Source organism: Mycolicibacterium litorale (assembly GCF_010731695.1).
In the GTDB taxonomy this organism is placed as follows: Bacteria; Actinomycetota; Actinomycetes; order Mycobacteriales; family Mycobacteriaceae; genus Mycobacterium; species Mycobacterium litorale.
The window spans coordinates 4,817,462-4,833,367 of sequence record NZ_AP022586.1 but is presented as its reverse complement, the minus strand read 5'-3'; the positions used below and the strand labels follow the sequence as shown (position 1 = coordinate 4,833,367).

The 15,906-nt window shown below is 66.2% G+C and carries 20 protein-coding genes; 4 read left to right on the top strand and 16 right to left on the bottom strand.

The window, feature by feature from the left end:
- Nucleotides 1-20: 20 nt before the first annotated feature.
- Both G6N30_RS23085 and G6N30_RS23080 read right to left on the bottom strand, forming a co-directional pair.
- On the bottom strand, nt 21-869 hold the full coding sequence (locus G6N30_RS23085; protein ID WP_134057118.1) for an NAD(P)-dependent oxidoreductase: 849 nt from the start codon (nt 867-869) through the stop codon (nt 21-23).
- Entirely contained in the window at nt 866-1,729 is an 864-nt protein-coding gene (locus G6N30_RS23080; RefSeq protein ID WP_134057120.1) for an NAD(P)-dependent oxidoreductase, read from the bottom strand. The genes G6N30_RS23085 and G6N30_RS23080 overlap by 4 nt, the downstream gene beginning before the upstream one ends.
- A gap of 98 nt (nt 1,730-1,827) precedes the next feature.
- On the opposite strand from G6N30_RS23080, the gene G6N30_RS23075 reads away from it, so the two are divergent.
- Nucleotides 1,828-2,166, top strand: a complete 339-nt coding sequence (locus tag G6N30_RS23075; protein ID WP_134057122.1) for a winged helix-turn-helix transcriptional regulator — start codon at nt 1,828-1,830, stop codon at nt 2,164-2,166.
- A 28-nt stretch (nt 2,167-2,194) separates the two neighbouring features.
- Here the strand turns inward: G6N30_RS23075 and G6N30_RS23070 are convergent, their stop codons facing one another.
- From G6N30_RS23070 to G6N30_RS23060, 3 genes are read right to left on the bottom strand one after another with little or no spacing between them, the layout of a single operon-like run.
- Nucleotides 2,195-2,608, bottom strand: a complete 414-nt coding sequence (locus G6N30_RS23070) for an MmcQ/YjbR family DNA-binding protein (protein ID WP_134057124.1) — start codon at nt 2,606-2,608, stop codon at nt 2,195-2,197.
- Nucleotides 2,601-3,104 carry a metallophosphoesterase family protein gene (locus G6N30_RS23065; protein WP_134057126.1) on the bottom strand — a complete coding sequence of 168 codons (504 nt, stop codon included), beginning with the start codon at nt 3,102-3,104 and terminating at the stop codon, nt 2,601-2,603. The genes G6N30_RS23070 and G6N30_RS23065 overlap by 8 nt, the downstream gene beginning before the upstream one ends.
- Entirely contained in the window at nt 3,104-3,508 is a 405-nt protein-coding gene (locus G6N30_RS23060; protein WP_134057128.1) for a nuclear transport factor 2 family protein, read from the bottom strand. The genes G6N30_RS23065 and G6N30_RS23060 overlap by 1 nt, the downstream gene beginning before the upstream one ends.
- Before the next feature lie 85 nt (nt 3,509-3,593).
- Here G6N30_RS23060 and G6N30_RS23055 point away from each other — a divergent pair, with 85 nt between their 5' ends.
- Entirely contained in the window at nt 3,594-4,304 is a 711-nt protein-coding gene (locus G6N30_RS23055; RefSeq protein WP_134057130.1) for a cutinase family protein, read from the top strand.
- Between the two features lie 25 nt (nt 4,305-4,329).
- Here the strand turns inward: G6N30_RS23055 and G6N30_RS23050 are convergent, their stop codons facing one another.
- Nucleotides 4,330-5,313, bottom strand: coding sequence for a GGDEF domain-containing protein (locus tag G6N30_RS23050; protein ID WP_134057132.1), 984 nt, complete (start codon nt 5,311-5,313; stop codon nt 4,330-4,332).
- A gap of 663 nt (nt 5,314-5,976) precedes the next feature.
- Here G6N30_RS23050 and G6N30_RS23045 point away from each other — a divergent pair.
- Both G6N30_RS23045 and G6N30_RS23040 read left to right on the top strand, forming a co-directional pair.
- Nucleotides 5,977-6,177 carry a hypothetical protein gene (locus G6N30_RS23045; RefSeq protein WP_234880233.1) on the top strand — a complete coding sequence of 67 codons (201 nt, stop codon included), beginning with the start codon at nt 5,977-5,979 and terminating at the stop codon, nt 6,175-6,177.
- A gap of 59 nt (nt 6,178-6,236) precedes the next feature.
- Entirely contained in the window at nt 6,237-6,797 is a 561-nt protein-coding gene (locus G6N30_RS23040) for a hypothetical protein (protein ID WP_134057134.1), read from the top strand.
- On the opposite strand, the gene G6N30_RS23035 is transcribed toward G6N30_RS23040, so the two are convergent.
- From G6N30_RS23035 to G6N30_RS22990, 10 genes are all read right to left on the bottom strand, one after another.
- Nucleotides 6,789-7,049 (bottom strand): hypothetical protein, encoded by a 261-nt coding sequence (locus G6N30_RS23035; protein ID WP_134057136.1) that lies wholly within the window; start codon nt 7,047-7,049, stop codon nt 6,789-6,791. The genes G6N30_RS23040 and G6N30_RS23035 overlap by 9 nt on opposite strands.
- On the bottom strand, nt 7,033-7,368 hold the full coding sequence (locus G6N30_RS23030) for a hypothetical protein (protein WP_134057138.1): 336 nt from the start codon (nt 7,366-7,368) through the stop codon (nt 7,033-7,035). The genes G6N30_RS23035 and G6N30_RS23030 overlap by 17 nt, the downstream gene beginning before the upstream one ends.
- Nucleotides 7,369-8,044: 676 nt before the next feature.
- Complete coding sequence (locus G6N30_RS23025) at nt 8,045-11,338, bottom strand: phage tail protein (RefSeq protein ID WP_134057140.1); 3,294 nt, start codon at nt 11,336-11,338, stop codon at nt 8,045-8,047.
- A gap of 10 nt (nt 11,339-11,348) precedes the next feature.
- Complete coding sequence (locus G6N30_RS23020) at nt 11,349-12,197, bottom strand: hypothetical protein (protein ID WP_134057142.1); 849 nt, start codon at nt 12,195-12,197, stop codon at nt 11,349-11,351.
- Nucleotides 12,197-12,358, bottom strand: coding sequence for a hypothetical protein (locus G6N30_RS23015; protein ID WP_163687757.1), 162 nt, complete (start codon nt 12,356-12,358; stop codon nt 12,197-12,199). Before G6N30_RS23015 ends, G6N30_RS23020 begins: the two co-directional genes overlap by 1 nt.
- A complete protein-coding gene (locus G6N30_RS23010) occupies nt 12,355-12,759 on the bottom strand; it encodes a hypothetical protein (RefSeq protein WP_134057143.1) in 405 nt (134 codons plus the stop codon). Before G6N30_RS23010 ends, G6N30_RS23015 begins: the two co-directional genes overlap by 4 nt.
- Complete coding sequence (locus tag G6N30_RS23005; RefSeq protein WP_134057145.1) at nt 12,756-13,064, bottom strand: hypothetical protein; 309 nt, start codon at nt 13,062-13,064, stop codon at nt 12,756-12,758. Before G6N30_RS23005 ends, G6N30_RS23010 begins: the two co-directional genes overlap by 4 nt.
- The gene (locus G6N30_RS23000) at nt 13,061-14,845 is read right to left on the bottom strand and encodes a hypothetical protein (RefSeq protein WP_134057147.1); all 1,785 of its coding nucleotides are present in this window, start codon (nt 14,843-14,845) and stop codon (nt 13,061-13,063) included. The genes G6N30_RS23005 and G6N30_RS23000 overlap by 4 nt, the downstream gene beginning before the upstream one ends.
- Entirely contained in the window at nt 14,845-15,258 is a 414-nt protein-coding gene (locus tag G6N30_RS22995) for a DUF2742 domain-containing protein (protein ID WP_163687754.1), read from the bottom strand. Before G6N30_RS22995 ends, G6N30_RS23000 begins: the two co-directional genes overlap by 1 nt.
- Nucleotides 15,248-15,880 (bottom strand): hypothetical protein, encoded by a 633-nt coding sequence (locus tag G6N30_RS22990; RefSeq protein WP_134057151.1) that lies wholly within the window; start codon nt 15,878-15,880, stop codon nt 15,248-15,250. Before G6N30_RS22990 ends, G6N30_RS22995 begins: the two co-directional genes overlap by 11 nt.
- Between the last annotated feature and the right edge of the window lie 26 nt (nt 15,881-15,906).

Below are 15,906 nucleotides of genomic sequence, written 5' to 3'. Positions count from 1 at the left end.
GCGATGACCCTGCCACCGAATCACCTCATCATGTGGGCGATGCGGCTGATCTCGTCGGCACCGTAACCGGCCGCCACCGCCGCATCGACGTACCCGCGCAACGCCTCGAGCGCCCCGGCGTCGACCCCGGCGGCCCGCGATGCGGCGATCAGATGACGCACCGATGCCGCCACCGACGAGACCGATGCGGTGCTCTCGTCGTGCCGGTCGGCGGCCAGACGTCCGAGCAGATCGTCGACGATCGGCGGCAGGATACCGACGATGCCCTGGGCGTGCGGTAACAGCTCATCGGGTGAGATGCCGTTCGCCCGAGCCACATTCACCGCGTGCAGCACCCCGCTGACCGACGTCCAGAACAGGTCGAGCAGCGCCATGTCGTAAGCCGCTGCCCGCCCCGGATCCTCGCCGAGCCAGGTCGTGGTGGCCAGCGTGTCGAACACCGCGCGGTGCGCGTCGTAGAGGTCGCGCGGGCCGGCGAACAGGATGCGGGCCTCGCGGCTGCCGACGGTGTCGGTCGGCGTCATGATCGCGCCGTCGAGGTAACGCCCACCCAGCTTCTCGACCAGCGCCGCGGTGGCGCGTGCCGCCTCCGGGGTGTCCGAGGCCAGTCCGACGATGACGCGGCCGGCCACCGCGTCACCGGCGGCGCTGACCACCGCGTCGAGGGCGGACTGGTCGACGACGTTGATCAGCGTGACAGCACTCGCGGTGACGGCCGCCGCCGGGTCGTCGGCCCACTGCGCACCGCGAGCGCGTACGGATGCGGCCTTGGCAGGGGTGCGGTTCCAGACCGTCACCTGCTGGCCGGCGTCGAGCAGCGCACTCGTCAGCGCCTGCCCCATCGGCCCGAGCCCGAGTACCGAGATCATGCCGCGCGCCCCGGGTTCCGGATGCTCTCGATGATGCGGGCGAAGCCCTCGGATCCGTGGCCCGCGTCGATCTGGCGGTGGATGAGACGCTGCACCACGTCGACCACCTCGGTGCTGAGCCCGGCGGCGCGGCTGGCCTCGACGATCTCGGTGATGTCGGAGAACGCGAGGCTCTGCTGGCCGGGCAGCGTGTAGTCGCCGCCGTCGATCACCTCGGCGTAGCCGGCGAGTGCGGGCAGCAGAGCCTGCAGCCACGCGGTGGCCCGGCCGGCGAACTCCTTGGCCGACGTTCCGACGGTGCCGACCATCGCGGCGCCGTGGAAGAACCCGGCGAACATCACGTACATCGCCGACAGCAGCGCGAGGTCGTGCAGGCTGGCAAGCCCCGGGTCCTGCCCGAAATACTCTGCTGCACCCCAGGTTTCGAACAGGTCCCGGTGCCCGTCGAACACCGCACGCGAACCGCTGTAGTAGACCAGCGATTCCGGCGTGCCGATCATCGCAGGCACCGCCATGACGCCGCCGTCGAGATAGTCGGCGCCGTGCCCGGCCGCCCAGCCGGCCAGGTCGCGGGAGGCCTCGGGTGTGGTGGTCGTGAGGTTGATGACGTGACGGCCGGTCAGACGGTCCGCGACGGGGTCGAGCACCCGGTGCACCGATTCGGCGTCGAACAGGCAGACGACGACGACGTCACCCGCCTCGAGCGCCTCGGCCGCCGATCCGGCCACGCGCGCGGAAGAGGCGAACGCGGCCGAGCGCGCCGGGCTGCGATTCCAGACGACGACGTCGTGGCCGGCATCGATCGCGCTGCGGGCGAGAGCCGACCCCATCTCGCCCAGTCCCAGGAAGCTGATTGTCATGGGCCCATCGTCGATTCGACGCGGAGTTCTCAGCAAGTACCCACTTCAAAGTGCGATACTCACCTCGAGGTAAGTAATGGCGCTGACCAGGAGGTCGAATGAGCCGGCTCGGCGAGTACACCTGCGGCCTGGACGCCGCGATGGCGGTGGTCGACGGAAAGTGGAAGCCGCTGATCCTGTGGGAACTCCAGGACGGCCCGAAGCGGTTCAACGCGCTGCACCGCAGTCTGGCCGGCATCTCGCAGAAGATGCTCACCCAGCACCTCAAGGAACTGCAGCGCCACGGCGTGGTGCACCGGGAGAGCTACCACGAGGTGCCACCGCGCGTGGAGTACTCGATGACTCCCGCCGGCCGGGAACTCCTGGACGCGCTCGAGCCGCTGGGCAACTGGGCGACCAAGCACATCGACCTGATCGTCGCCGCGAGCACCGGCTAGCGCTACCCGGGGCCGGTCAACAGCCTTGTCAGCGCCGCTGTTCGGCGAGCCAGCGTTCGGCGCGCCGCTTGGACGCCCGCGACAACCAGGCGTCCTGGATCAACTCGGTCAGCTCCTCGACGCCGATCCGGCCGATGTCCTTGCCGCGCACCAGAACCGACAGATGACCGTCGAACCGGTTGGTGGTGAAGAACGGCGACTGTGGGTCCTGGATCAAGGCTAGTTTGTCCTCCTCGGACTCCACCCAGATCATGATCACATCGGGATAGCGCTCACCGCTGTCCGGGTCCGCGGCGTCCGGTTGCGGGGTGCGGAAGAACACGAACGACTTGCCGCCGACCTGGTAGATGGCGTTGCCCTTGGGCCCTTCGATGCGCGTGGTGTGCGGCATCGCGGCCGCGATCTCGTGCACGTCGGCGACCCGGGCGGGTCGGTCAGCCACGCTGCTCCACATTGTGCAGTTCGACGTCACCGAGCGCGCCGTCGGCGATGGTCGTGGTCATGTACGTGCAGTAGGGCTGGCGGCGGCGGTCTGTCGGCGAGCCGGGGTTGAGCAGCCGCAGCCCCGTCGCCGCGGTGGTGTCCCACGGAATGTGGCTGTGGCCGAACACGAGCACGTCGGTGTCCGGGTAGAGCTTCGCCATCCGGGCGTCGCGCCCGCCCGACGCCCCGGTCTCGTGCACGACGGTGAACCGCACCCCACCCAACGTGACGTCCGCTCGTTCGGGCAGCCTGCGGCGCAGTTCGGCGCCGTCGTTGTTGCCCCAGCAGCCCACCAACCGCGCCGAGCGCTCCTCGAGCACGTCGAGCAGCGCCGGCTCCACCCAGTCGCCGGCATGGATCACCACATCGGCGCGCGCCACCTCGTCCCACACCACCGCGGGCAGATCACGCGCCCGCTTGGGCACGTGGGTGTCCGAGATGAGCAGCAGCCGCATCAGTTCCCCAACAACTCGGCCATCTTGGGGATGACGGTCTGCAACGCCTTGAACGGGCGCAGCATCACCTTGAACGAGGTGATCTCGTCGGACTGGTTCCACTCGATCATGTCGATGCCGTTGACGTGGATGCCGTCGATGTCGGCGACGAACTCCAGCACCGCCGAACGCTCGGCGTACCACTGATTGACGTAGCGAAAGTCGTTACCGCCGAACAGCTTCGCAGCCGCGGTCAGGTAGGCGGCGGTCTTGTCGCGCCCCTCCTGCGGGGTGAACACCGCCGGTGAGTAGAACACCGCATCCGGTGCCAGCAGCGCCGTCACGTCGCCACCATCGCCGCCGTCGCCGCCGTGGCCGTCGTCGATGAGCTCGAGCCAGCGCTGGATGACCGGAGGTGTCGTCATACCGTGCGAGATTACGCGGGGTTTGGTGCAGAAACGTGAGGGTAATCACGGCTGGCGTCGGGCCACTATTTCGCAGGAGTTTCACATGAGAGTTCGCCAGATCGGTCGCTTCATCGGTGCGGTGGCGTTGACCACCTGGGCCGCGATGGTCGGTGTGGCCGCCCCGTCGGCGTCCGCGCAACCGTGTCCCGACGTCGAGGTGGTCTTCGCCCGCGGCACCGGCGAGGCGGTGGGTGTGGGGGGCGTCGGCCAGTCGTTCGTCGACGCGCTGCGCGCGCAGGCCGCGCCCCGGACCGTGAACGTCTATGCGGTCAACTACGCGGCCTCCAACAACTTCGACGCCCGCGACGAGCTGGCCAGGACCGTCGTCGACGGGATCCGGGACGCCGGCAGCCGCGTCCAGACCATCGCCAACACGTGCCCGAACACCCGGATCGTGCTGGGCGGTTTCTCCCAGGGCGCGGTCGTCGCCGGCTTCGTGACCTCGTCCACGGTCCCGGAAGCGGTGCCTGCCGCATACCGGAACTCCGTGCCCCAGCCGCTGGCCGCCGAGGTCTCCGAGCACGTCGCGGCGGTCACGCTGTTCGGCCTGCCGTCACCGCAGTGGCTCGGCACCTACGGCGCCCCGCCGGTCGTCATCGGGCCGCTCTACCAGCCCAAGACCCTCGAACTGTGCGCCGACGGCGACACCATCTGCAACGGCGCACCCGGCGGACAGCCGAGCATCGCGCACGCCCTGTACGGCGTGAACGGGATGACGCAGCAGGCCGCCAGCTACGCGGTGGGCCGCCTGTAAGAACCGCACGACCCGACGCCGAGCCTCACCGGGGCTCGGCGTCGTCGCGCACCGGCCGGCCGCGGCCGCGGTACATCGCGGCGTCGGCTTCGGCATACAGGTCGGCCACGCCGGCCGCGCGGCAGGGCCGGCTGGCCGTGCCCACACTCACCCCGGGCGTGCGCACCTCGATCTCGCGCACGAACTCCGCCACCGTGCCGTCATCGGCACCGGCGATGCAGGCGGCGAACTCGTCGCCGCCGAGCCGCGCCAACACCGCGCCCCTTGGCGCGGCCCGCCTCCACTGACGAGCGCACTCGGTGATGTGGCGGTCGCCGGCGAGGTGACCGTAGGTGTCGTTGATGGCCTTGAGACCGTCGATGTCCAGCGCGACGACCGACACGGTCGCCGAACCCGAGCGGCACCGCGCCACGACGTCGGCCGTCCCGATCTCCCACCCCGCGCGGTTGAGCAGACCGGTCAGCGGATCGGTGCACGCCGCGGTGAACATCGCCCGCATGAGCAGCCCGAACGATTCGGCCGCCCCGACGATCGCCACGACCATGATGAGGAAGGTGATGACGCCCACGTGCGGCGCCGGGGCCGCGCCGACCGCGACCAGGCACGCCATGGTGAGCGAAGCGATCAACAGCCATGCCTGGCGCGGCGGGTGGAACGCCCGTAGATACATCGCCAGGAACATCGGGCCGATCAAGCAGACGTACTCGGCGGTGATCGTGACGTGGAAGGCCATCACCACGGGGGTGGCCGCGATCGCGGCGAGGGTCGCCGGCATCAGCCGCTCCGGTCTGACCGCCAGATACGTCAGCGCCGCCACCCCGAGGACGATCGCGACGATCCCCCCGACGGGGTTCGCATACGCGATGTCGGTGCGCACCGGGAAGATCGTGAACACGACGCCGTACAGATAGAGGAATGTCGTCGCGCCCAGGTAGATCCGCAGCAGCCGGACGCGCTGCCTGCCCAAGACACGGCCGTCCGCACCGGCGAGCGAACTGAGGCGATACATGACGCGGATTATCGATCATGATCACGACCGGAACTACCGAAAGCAACGACTCCCGGGCGTGACGCATGCCGCGGGAGTCGTTGAGTGAGTGCGCCCGAAGGGATTCGAACCCCTAACCTTCTGGCGTAGTCGCACCGTACGCGTTCGTCCGTAGTAGAGCGTGAAAGTACTGAGCTATCAGCAGGTATGGCCATTTACAGTCCGGAAGCGTGCGCAGTCGTCCGCTCGGTTTCGGGAGCGTTTGTGTCAGGAAAGTGGAGATTCTGACCGAATCACCCACCGACCGTGCACAACCTTGTGCCAATGTGCCAGTGCGATCTAGCAGTGTCGATCTGGGCAGGATGAGGTGTTGCTGCTCGTAGCAGGCAGGGGTGATGGGCGGCGGCGGGCGAGCATCCGAATGCGTGCCTCCAGGAGGGAGTCGGTAGTGCGAGCGGGCGGCTAGAGGGGCTGTTGAGGGGATCCGGTGGGCGTCGTAGCTGGAATGTACGTTCGGCATTTTGTTTGGCCGGCGGCCTGCTGGGGCATCGGTTTTCCCGGGCGAGATGAGTGGTGCACCATTCGTTGCTCGTCAAGGTCTCGCCGGTTCAGAACGTTGTAGCCGGCGAGACCGCCTGAACGCTTCCAGCGCGCCCTTCGTCGTCGGCTTGTACGTTCAGCGTCATGAACATGGTGCAGACCACTCACTACGGCAACTACGAACCCCCGCACCCGTGGGGCGACCGGCCCGACGAACTCCCCCTGGCGGCCGCCGTCTGGGACGAGGCGAAGACAGGTGACATCAAATCAACCTTCGTCGTCAAGGCCCTCTACGAAGCGGTGAAGGAGCTCGAGGCGCGGGTAATTCGATCCGAGCAACGTTGACGCATGGCCATTAAGGACCCGCTGAACAGGACAGCCCAGAAGCGCGTCACTGCACCCTGATGGCTATCGACACCTGGACCACACTCGCCTCTGCGGGTGCCGGCGCACTCGCCGGCGCGATAGCGTCGTGGGTCGCCGCCCCCCATGTTGCTGGCAGACAGCAACGTGGCGCGAACAAGCTCAACGCCCGCGAGCAGATCAACGAACGCGCAGGCAGGCTGCTCTCCGACGTACGCAAGTATCAAGCGCACGCCCGCAGTTCGATGAGCAGAGACGACGACCGGAACTTGTTTCACACCGACGACATCACAGTGTGTGGCGCATTCCTCACTTCAGCCGAACAGTTGGGCGTCGTCCGCAAGAAGCTCGTCAGGCGTCGCCTGGTTGAGCTGTACGGACCCGAGACCGTCGAGTTGTGCGAACTTCACGGAGACACCGACGAGGACCCCAATACATCCCTGTTCATGGTTCTCAACCGCCAGCACAACCACCTCAAGAACCCAGAACGCTTTAGACACCCCGACCGTGGGCTCGTAGATCAAGCCCTGCGGCGCGAGCCCGAGTCCCCTGAAGTGGAAAGGCTGATTAAGTCGTTATCTCGCTTAAAGAAGTCACGCTGACAACAGCTGGTCGTCCTCGGTGAGCACCAGGCGGTCACGGAGTTCGCCGGCCCGTCGCAGCGGGTGATCACCAGGCAGTTCGTATCGATAGAAGCCGTACCGCTCACGGCCCACGAGCTGATCCACCGGGATCGCCAGCGGCTCCCAACAGCCATCGATGTGCCCATACAGATTGCGCAAGTAGATGGCTTCCTCGAGCAGGTACTCCCGCAGCCCGACCTCGTTGCCGCGGTGCTTAAGCCGCGCCACCATGCCACCTCGAGTGCGCCGCCGACTGATGCTGCTTCGACTTCGGCTGCCGGCTCATATACGGATCCAGGACCGAAACCCACTTCTGGATGTTCGCTTCATGCTGCCGGATCTCCGCCGACAACTCCGTCACCCGCCGGGTCGACACCTCCGGCTTCTCCACCTCGGTGTCGAACAACCGCTTCAGAATCGCCACCCGATCAGCCGCCGATTCGATCAACCCGAGCGTCGCTTCCTCGGCTTCTGTCCACTCCATACCGGCCTCTAAAGCCTCGGAAAGAGCGTTTATGAGCCGTTTACCGGCCGTTATGGGCGTTCTCACGACACCTCCAACACCGCTTGAGCAGCACTTTCGCCGCTAGACCCGTGGGATTTCACGATGCGATGCGCGCTGTGGCAGACGCTATGCCCGTAGGGTGGCCGCTGGGATCCGGAGGCGAGCCACCCCCCACCCCTGGCCGCGATCTGCGGATTCGTGCCGCCACAGACGGTGGCGGTCGTATCGTCGCGCCATGGAGTGGCCGTACTTCTACATTCGAGACGAGCCGAGGCCGGCGCCGGTTCACCATTGGGACTATCGGCTCGGGCGTGACGATCACGCACTGTGCGGCCACCCGTTTGATCAGCCTCTAGAGCAGACTTCATTTCGCCCGCAGAGTGTGTGTCCGAAGTGTGAGAAGTTGCTGCCAGCGTGGCTGTCGCAACTCTGGGAAGACTGGGCGGCCGAGCAGGACAGAGAGGTAGAAGCTGTCGTCGCATGGTACGAGAAAGAGGTCGAGCGACTTGAGCGCAAACTGCGGGCGGCGCGGCCGGAGGAAGAGAAACGTCTGGAAAGAAGTATGCGCGCGCGCAGGCGACCTTCCGTGAGGATAGTGCGGGGCGGCTTGCCCGGGTTGGGTAAGCGAGGATGAAGCCGAGATCGCCTGTCACCGCTGCCCCCTGCGGAGTTGGCCGCGGAGCTCCTTGTTGATCCGGGTCTGTCGACTCACTGGTGGCTCCTACTGGGTGGGCAGGGTGCGGAGGGGCACGCGGGCTTGGGATAGGTGGGTGTTGCGGATCTGGTCTTGGACTTGGGTTTGGGAGTAGCCGAAGCGGGCGCCGTTGATGGTGACGCTTTGGTCGATCTGTGGTTGGTTGCCTGGCCCGGCTGCGCTGTTGGCGCCGGTGGGGCTGAACGGTGAGGCCATCATGTTGCCGGGCAGGACGACTCCGCCTCCGCCTGCTTGGGGCATGGAGGGCATGAAGGGTGTGGGGGCGTCGGGGCTTCCGGCGATGTTGAGTGCGCCCATAGCTCCGGGGATGTTGGACAACAGGCTCGTCAATCCCCCACCGCCACCGCCGCCGCCGGGGAACATGCCGCTGCCTTCGCCGCCGGCCGCTCCGGTGTTGATGTCGAGACCCATGACGGCTTTGGCGATCTTGAACAGGCCGAACTGGGTGGGGTCTTTGAAGATGTCCCCGATGCCGAGGACTTCGAACATCCCGGAGACGAGGTCGGAGCCAAGGCTCTTGAAGTCCGAATTCCCGCCCTTCGCGCTCGGGTCAGCAGCGGCCTTCTCGTTGTACTTCCCCTGCGCGGCAGCGAGATCTTCGAGGGCATCAGCGTGTTCGCGTTTGGCGTTGGCGAGTGCGCGTTCCCGTTGGGCGCGCTGCGAGCCGCTGGCGTCGCCGGGGAGTTCGTCGAGTTTGCGTTGCGCCTGCTCGATGGCGAAGGACTTGTCGTCCACCTTCTGCTGTGCGTCGCGAAGCGACTTATCTCCGGTGGTGTCGTAGGTGGAGCCCATCGGGTCGTAGGCGGTGTATTCGGTGGTGTCGGGGTACGTCGCCGACAGCGGCGAGGTGTAGGTGCCGCTTGCGGGCTTGTCGCTGACCTTGGCGTGGATGTGGTTGTAGTGGCCTTCGTTGGCGCCTTGGCGGCCGAGGCGCTTACCGCCTCCGGTGACGGGTGCCCAGAAGTCCTGCCAGATGGTGGAGTCGATACCCAACTGATCAGAGTTCTGGTGCAGCCACTGGTTGATCTGGTCGCCGAGGGCCTTGCCTTCGGGGGTGTCCCAGTCGGGGATCATGATGTCCAGTGCGCGGCCGGAGGGGTGGTCGTTGGACCCGCCGCCATTCGCGCGGTAGCCGCCGATCTCGCGGATCTGCGGGAACTGCTCGGCGATGAGGTCGTTGAGGCGGGCCGCGTTCGGCACCAGGTTGGCGTCACTGAACTGAGGCTTCGAAGCGGTCGACGAGCCGCTGCCTCCGCCCGAACTGGTCACCGGCGCGACGTACGTCGACACCGGCGGGATCGGCAACTGCGTCGTCGGGACACCGGCGATGGGGGCGATGGGCGCGGTGCCGCGGGGAATGGTCCTGATCTGTCCGTCGCGGGTGCGGTAGGTACCCGCCGGCTTGGTGGAGGCGGCCGGGAGTCCCGGAATGGTGGTTGCGCCGGGGATGGCGCCTGGTGTTGTGGCCGCTCCCGCTACGCCTTTGATGGTGCCGATAGCGGACTGCACACCGGGCAGCCGGCTAGCGAGTCCGATGATCTCGTCGAGCGGGCCCAACAATCCGTCGATCGCGGTTTTGATGGCGTTGAACACCGGTTGCATGACGTTCCACGCGGTGGACACCACGTTCTGCATCGTGCCGAAGCTGGCCTGCCACACCGTCGACATGGTGGTGATGGCTGCATTCAACGGAGGGATGACCAGGTTGCCGAGGTTGGCCATCAAACTCATCCACTGCGTCATCGGGGGCAGGATGACCGCGACGGCCTGCTGCACCATGGGTAGCGCGCTCATGGCTAGCTGCAGCAGTGACGGCAACAGCGGCATGATCGAGGTCAGCGCCTGACCCCACTGCTGCACGAACGGAATCAGGACGGGCAAGATGGTTTGAATGCCCGAAACCATCTGCCCGGCAAGGACGCTGGCCATCTGCTCGAGGACGGGGCCGAGGGCCTGGACGACCGGCGTCAACGCGCCCGAGAGCTGCTGCACGACCGGTTGCATGGCGTTGAACCACGACGTGAGCGCCGGGGCGATGGCCTCCACGGTGGTGACGAGCGCGGTGCCGACTATCCCGCCGATGGGGGCGATGGCCTGAAGGAACGCGCCGGCTGCGGGGGCGAGCGCAGACATGGTGTCCCGCAGGGCCGTCATCCACGAGGTCAGCGCACCCTGACCTGCCGGGGAGTTGACGAAATCGTTGGCGACCTGGGTGAGGCTCTGCAGCATCCCCAGCGGCCCACCACCTTCGGGGGCTGCAGACGCGAAGCCACCGAGGATCCCACCGATGTTGCCGATGATGTCGCCCAGTTGCTTGAACCCGGCGATGCCACCTTCGATCCACGCTTGCATGTCCCCCGAGGCGCGGGCCTCGCCGACGAACTGCGAGAACGCTTCAGCCGCACGGGCGGCGCCGTCCGCGAGTTGCGGCAGGAACCCCGAACCCACCAGGCCGATGTCCACGAACGACGACACGATCGGTGCGAGCGCCCCGGAGAGTTTGTCGAACGCGACGGCCATGACGCCGCCCATCGTCGCGATGTCGCCCTGCATCGCCGGGGTTTGCAACTGCTGCGACACCTCGGTCATCGCACTGTTGGCCGACGCCGCGATTTTGCTCATGGTGGTCTGGAACATCGGCAGATAGCTCGAGGACAACTGCTGCAACTGCTGCCCGAACCCGGCGAAGAACGCGTCTTGGACGGTGAACTTGAGTTGGTCGAGCGCGGGCAGCATCCCCTGAATGGCGGTGGCGGCCTGCTGTGCGTTCGGTGACAGCTTGCCGATCGCCTCGGCGAACTTCTCTGGGTCACGGACCTCTTTGACCGCATCGCTGAAACCTGCGGTGGCGACCTTGAGCGATCCGATCGCCAACCCGGCTGCACCCGCAGCGGCCGGAATCAGACCGAGGACGCCAGACAGTTGGGACACCACCGAAACGGTGCCCGCGATCGCCGTGGGCGAAGCAATGGCCGCGCTGGCAAGCCCGACGGCTTTGTAGTTCGTAGACAAGTTCCGCAGCGACGTGGCCGCCGCGTCGAACCCGGATTTATCGACATCGACTTTGACCGAAGCGCGGGTCTTGTCGACCTTCCGTTTGAACTCATCGACGTCACGTTCGCCTGGGCGGGTATCGGCCCCGATCCGGGGACGGCCCATGCCGCGCTCCATCTCGCGCCCCCACCGCTGCCCCGCCTGATACGCCTCGCGGTCGATATCGCGGAACACCTCGCGGACACCGCTGGCGACCCGACTGGTCTCCGGTATGACACTGACAAAAATGTCCGCGATTGAGGCCACGGGCTGCTCCCTACTTGTTGGCCAGTGCGAAGGGGTTGCGCACCGGATCCCATGCCACGTCGCCCGTGTCGGTGAGTCGGCCCCGTTTGGCGTGTCCGTTCATCGACGCCCAGGCGGATTCGGCGTAGGCGCGGACCCGTTCACGGGCTTCAGCGATGGTGTTGAGCCGCGGTGCGACCCGCAGCCACGCGGATTGGCGCGGCTGGTTACCCGCCATCGCGAAGGCGCGGGAGTCGTTGATCAGGTCGCCGGCCGAGCACATCACCGCGTTGTTCTGCGCCCACCCGAACTCGAGGCCGTGCGGCGGGGCGACGAGCGAGAAGGACTGCGCCTTCGGTCCGAACGACCCAGCGACGGAGGCAATCTGGTCGAGCTTGGCGACAGCGCCCGGAATCGACTGCCAGGCGGCGAGCTGCTCGGCGCTGGCCTCATCCATCACGGTCTGCGCGTCGGCGGTCACGTCCACCATCCGCTGCGCGTCAGCGATCACCGCGACCGCATCATCGAACGCCGGTCGCAGAATGTCGAGGATCTCGTCAGCACCACCGGCTTCGAGGCGGTCGCAGAACTCCTGAGTGAACGCCGGGTCGATGACGCCGCGCAGCCCTTTGCGTTTCTCGGCGACCAGCTCGGCCACCGCGAACTCCGCGAGACTCTTCTCCGCCGCCGGGGCGCCACCGTCGAACGCCGCCCGGATCAACGCCTGCGTCGGGTCACTGATCGCCGTAGCGCCGGTGAGGGTGTCGAGCCCGTCGAGCACCGAGGACAGCGATTCCGGTGGGGTGACACCACATTCGGTGACCGCGTCCATCAGCCGGCGCACGTGGGTGATGTCGGTCAACATGGGGTTGATTCGCATCACACCACCCCCGGCCGGGTCCGGGCCGCGAGGTCGGCGAACTGCTCGTCGGAGAGGTTGGCCACGTACTGCTCGACAGCCTCGCTCACCGCCCGCATCTCCCGCACGTGCGGAGGGGTCCACGCCTCCGGGTAACTATCGTCGGCTGGTTCGGCCATCATGCAGATTCCTTTCGTGCTGCGGCTTCGGCGACGACGAGTCCGCGATCAAGCACCCATCGGCCACCAACCCGGCGCCCGAGGCCGGCGTGGGCCAGACGCTGACAGCTACGAAGCGACAGCCCAAGTATTCGGGCAGCCTCGGCGGTGTCGATAGGGTCGACCGCGGACTCGTCATCACTACCCCAGTCTGACTGCGACGCAATGGAAACGACGTCGCCGTGGCGTCGCAGCGCCATATCGGCGGCGCGTATCGCCCTACGGATCTCCTCGAACCGCTGTGTCGGATACCCGTTACGTGAGGCGGCGCGAATCCCCGCCGACACGAGGTAGTACGCATCCTGCAATGCCTGACCCTGCAACAGGACCGCCCCCGCGAAGTGCTGAACAGGAGGGCGAGTCACGGCGTCACCAACCAGACCTCGCGGGTGTTCTCATCGAACTCAATCTCCGCGCCGAAGTCCTTGCGCGCCCAGTACGCCAGGGCGATGGCGGCCGACGTTCCACCAGTGTGAGCGCGCGCCTCCGCCGAACGGCGCTTACCCGCCTTGATCCACTCCGCCGGCAGACATGCCGGTCCCACTGACGTATCCCACACCTGTTCAACTTCGGCGACCGGCACACCCATCAGCAGGGCGACCGCCGTCGCGGACATCAGCCGCTCACCGCTCTCGGGCTCATGGACAAGCAGCACCCGTCGATCGATCATGCGCTTCGTTCCCCGTCGTCGTCTTTGACGATGCGCCAGATCCTGTTGTTGACGGCGTTGCCAACTGCCGGCTCCGAGACGATCCGATCCGACTTGTGCAGGACGGTGCGAGCGGTGGAGTGGTCGTATCCCGCGGCGATGGCAGCGGCGCGGAAGTGTGCTTGATCGACGACCGTGGTCCCCTCGGGGAGGTTGTCGAGGTACCGGGTGACCCACGCTGACGCAGGCACGTAAGCACCTTGCTCCCCAGGGACGATGGACCACGTTGCGGTACCACGGGAGCGGTCGATCACCGTCACCTCGGGGTGGGCGCTGGCAGCCTGAGCAAGGGTGCTCTTACTGTGCCCGGCAGCCATTCCAGCTTCGTAGACAGCAAACGATGTTGCGGTCGTATGCCCCTCCTCTCGGAGCTGTTGGATGTGTTCTTCGAACCACTCGCGGGCTGACGGCTTCGGTTTTCTCGGATCGTGCCACCTGCGGGTATCGAGGTCTGTGACGTTATCTGAGTGGTCACCGTGACTAGCCTGGTCACCGCTGTTGACCTGCGGATATGGGGGGTGACCACCGTGGTCACCGTGACCACTTAAGCGGTATCGAACACCCTTGATCTGACCTGGCACTGAACTGACGATGCCCTCATGTTCCAGCAAACTCATAGCCTGATCGAAAAGGTCCCGCTTTTCGCGGGTACCGAGACGCCGCCGAAGGTCACTTCCGGCCTGCTCGCCATCCCGGTCCAACATCCGATGGATGCTCCGCTTCACCGTCTCGAGGCGACTCGACTCGTAGAACTCTTCCCCGGCGGCACGAGCGATCGCCCGATCACGGACCCTTGCTCGAGCAGCCTGCTGAGCCTGCTCGACGATCCAATCGCGGGTGCGATCCGACACTGCCATCACTTCCTCGGACAGCTGCCAGTCGAGATCAGACACCACCGACCGGTGATGCATGATCGCCAGCGTGGCGGCCACCTTCAATCGGGTGAGCACCGCGTGTCCGTCGAGGGCGTGCGCCTCTCCGCGCTGGCGGGCGAGATGCGCCTGAATCACCGTGCGGGCGATCTCCTCGGGGCCGTACTGGATCTCCACCACCTCGGCCGACCCGCGAGCCCAGACCGGCAGATTGGTGTTGAGCGGTTCCGGGTCGTCGGCCGCACTGTCGGGCATATCCGGGTCGACGGTAGGGAACCACAGGAATCGCTGCGGCGTGCCGCCGGTGGTGTCACCGAATATCACGCTCGTGTGACCGGGCTGAGCGCCCACCGAAAGACAGCACCGGTAGGTATGGGGTTGCACCACACGTGATGTTGCCTCCGAGGCGTTGGACTGCCCCAACAGCTCGCCCATCGCCATCGCCTTCAGTTGGGCCAGCAGGATGGAACCCTGCCGGGACGCGATACCAGCCAGCGTGTCGATCTCGGTGACGTTGATGATGGCGCGGGTAACCCGTTCAGCGCCCTCTTTCTTCGGTGGGGCGAACAACGCGGCGATACCTTCACCGGACCCAATCGGGCGCTCGATGATGGGCGCCGGCCACGCCAGCCGACTGACCTTGTCGCTGATCCCTTTCCCGCCCCCGCTGGCACTGACGAACGCAGCCAGCAGGTTCAGGGATGCGCGGCCACCGATGATGCCTGGCAACTGGACCTCGGGGCCGGTGCTAGCCGATACCCGCAGCAGCGTGGCCCCGAAGACTGCCCATGGTGCGGCGAATCGTGCGCGTGCCCACTGGTGGATCGTCCGCAGTTCGGGTGTGCTGTTGAAGAACTCGTCGGTGGTCATCAGGCGGCGTCGCCCTTTCCGTACTGACGTGCCCAGGGGTGCGCTTCTTCCCACCGGGCACGTTCGAGTTGTTGTTGAGCGATCCGGGACCAGGGCGCGGCGGTCGAGATCTCGCGTCCGGCGTCGGCAATCGCTTCCTGGCGGGCGTCGTTGGTCAGAGCCTCCCGGACACCGCCGAGGATGAGCGACAACAACTTGCGCGCGTCGTTGTCTGCCATGCCGCACCACTGCAACGTCCCCGCGACGGGAAGAGCACGATGATTGAGTACGACACCGTGCTCGGCGGCGATCCTGCTGGCGTACCGGAAGGTCTCAAACCAATTGACCTGTCGGGACGCGGGAGTGCCCCCGCCGGTGCTGGCGGGGGTCTCCTCGTCGGTATTAGCTGATTCGCTATTACGGTCAACGGTCACAGGGGATCTCCTGCAGTACGCTCCAGATCTTCTGGACCTGGGCGGCATCGAGACTCTCTGTGGAAGCGGCCATCTTGATAAACAGGTACTTGAGTTCTTCCCGTCGCTTGTTCACCAACCAGGCGTTGCGGTATGCGAGGCAATTGACGCAATCGCCAACATCCCAATACATCCCGGTCTCGACATCGAGTCGTTCAAAGTTCAGTTCGTCGAGATCGTTGATTTGGCTGGGAGCTCTCAGTTCAGTCACATCTCCGCCCGGGTACCGCTTCTCGGGCACGTCGAGCATCTCGCCGCACATGGCCGGGAACTGCGTGTGGCCGGCCGCACGGGCGGCGTCCTCGTCGGACCTCCACCACTTGTGGCGGGTGAACGGATTGCGTGGAAATGCCTGCCGGTACGCGCGCCGGATATCGGAGAGTCGCTCTTCGGAGAAGTGACCGTTGTTGCTGAACCCCAGTGCGAGCTGCTGCAGGACCTCAGCGTGGTCCCGGTAGTAGCTGTCGTTCGCCGGATTCAACAACGCGTGACGGGTTATCCGACCGCACGCCGAGCACTTGAGATCACCAACCTCCCGGTGCCAGTCGTTGTTGATCGGATAGTTGAACCAGTAGTTCTCCATGCGGTAATTCCGTGGGCGCTCGCAGG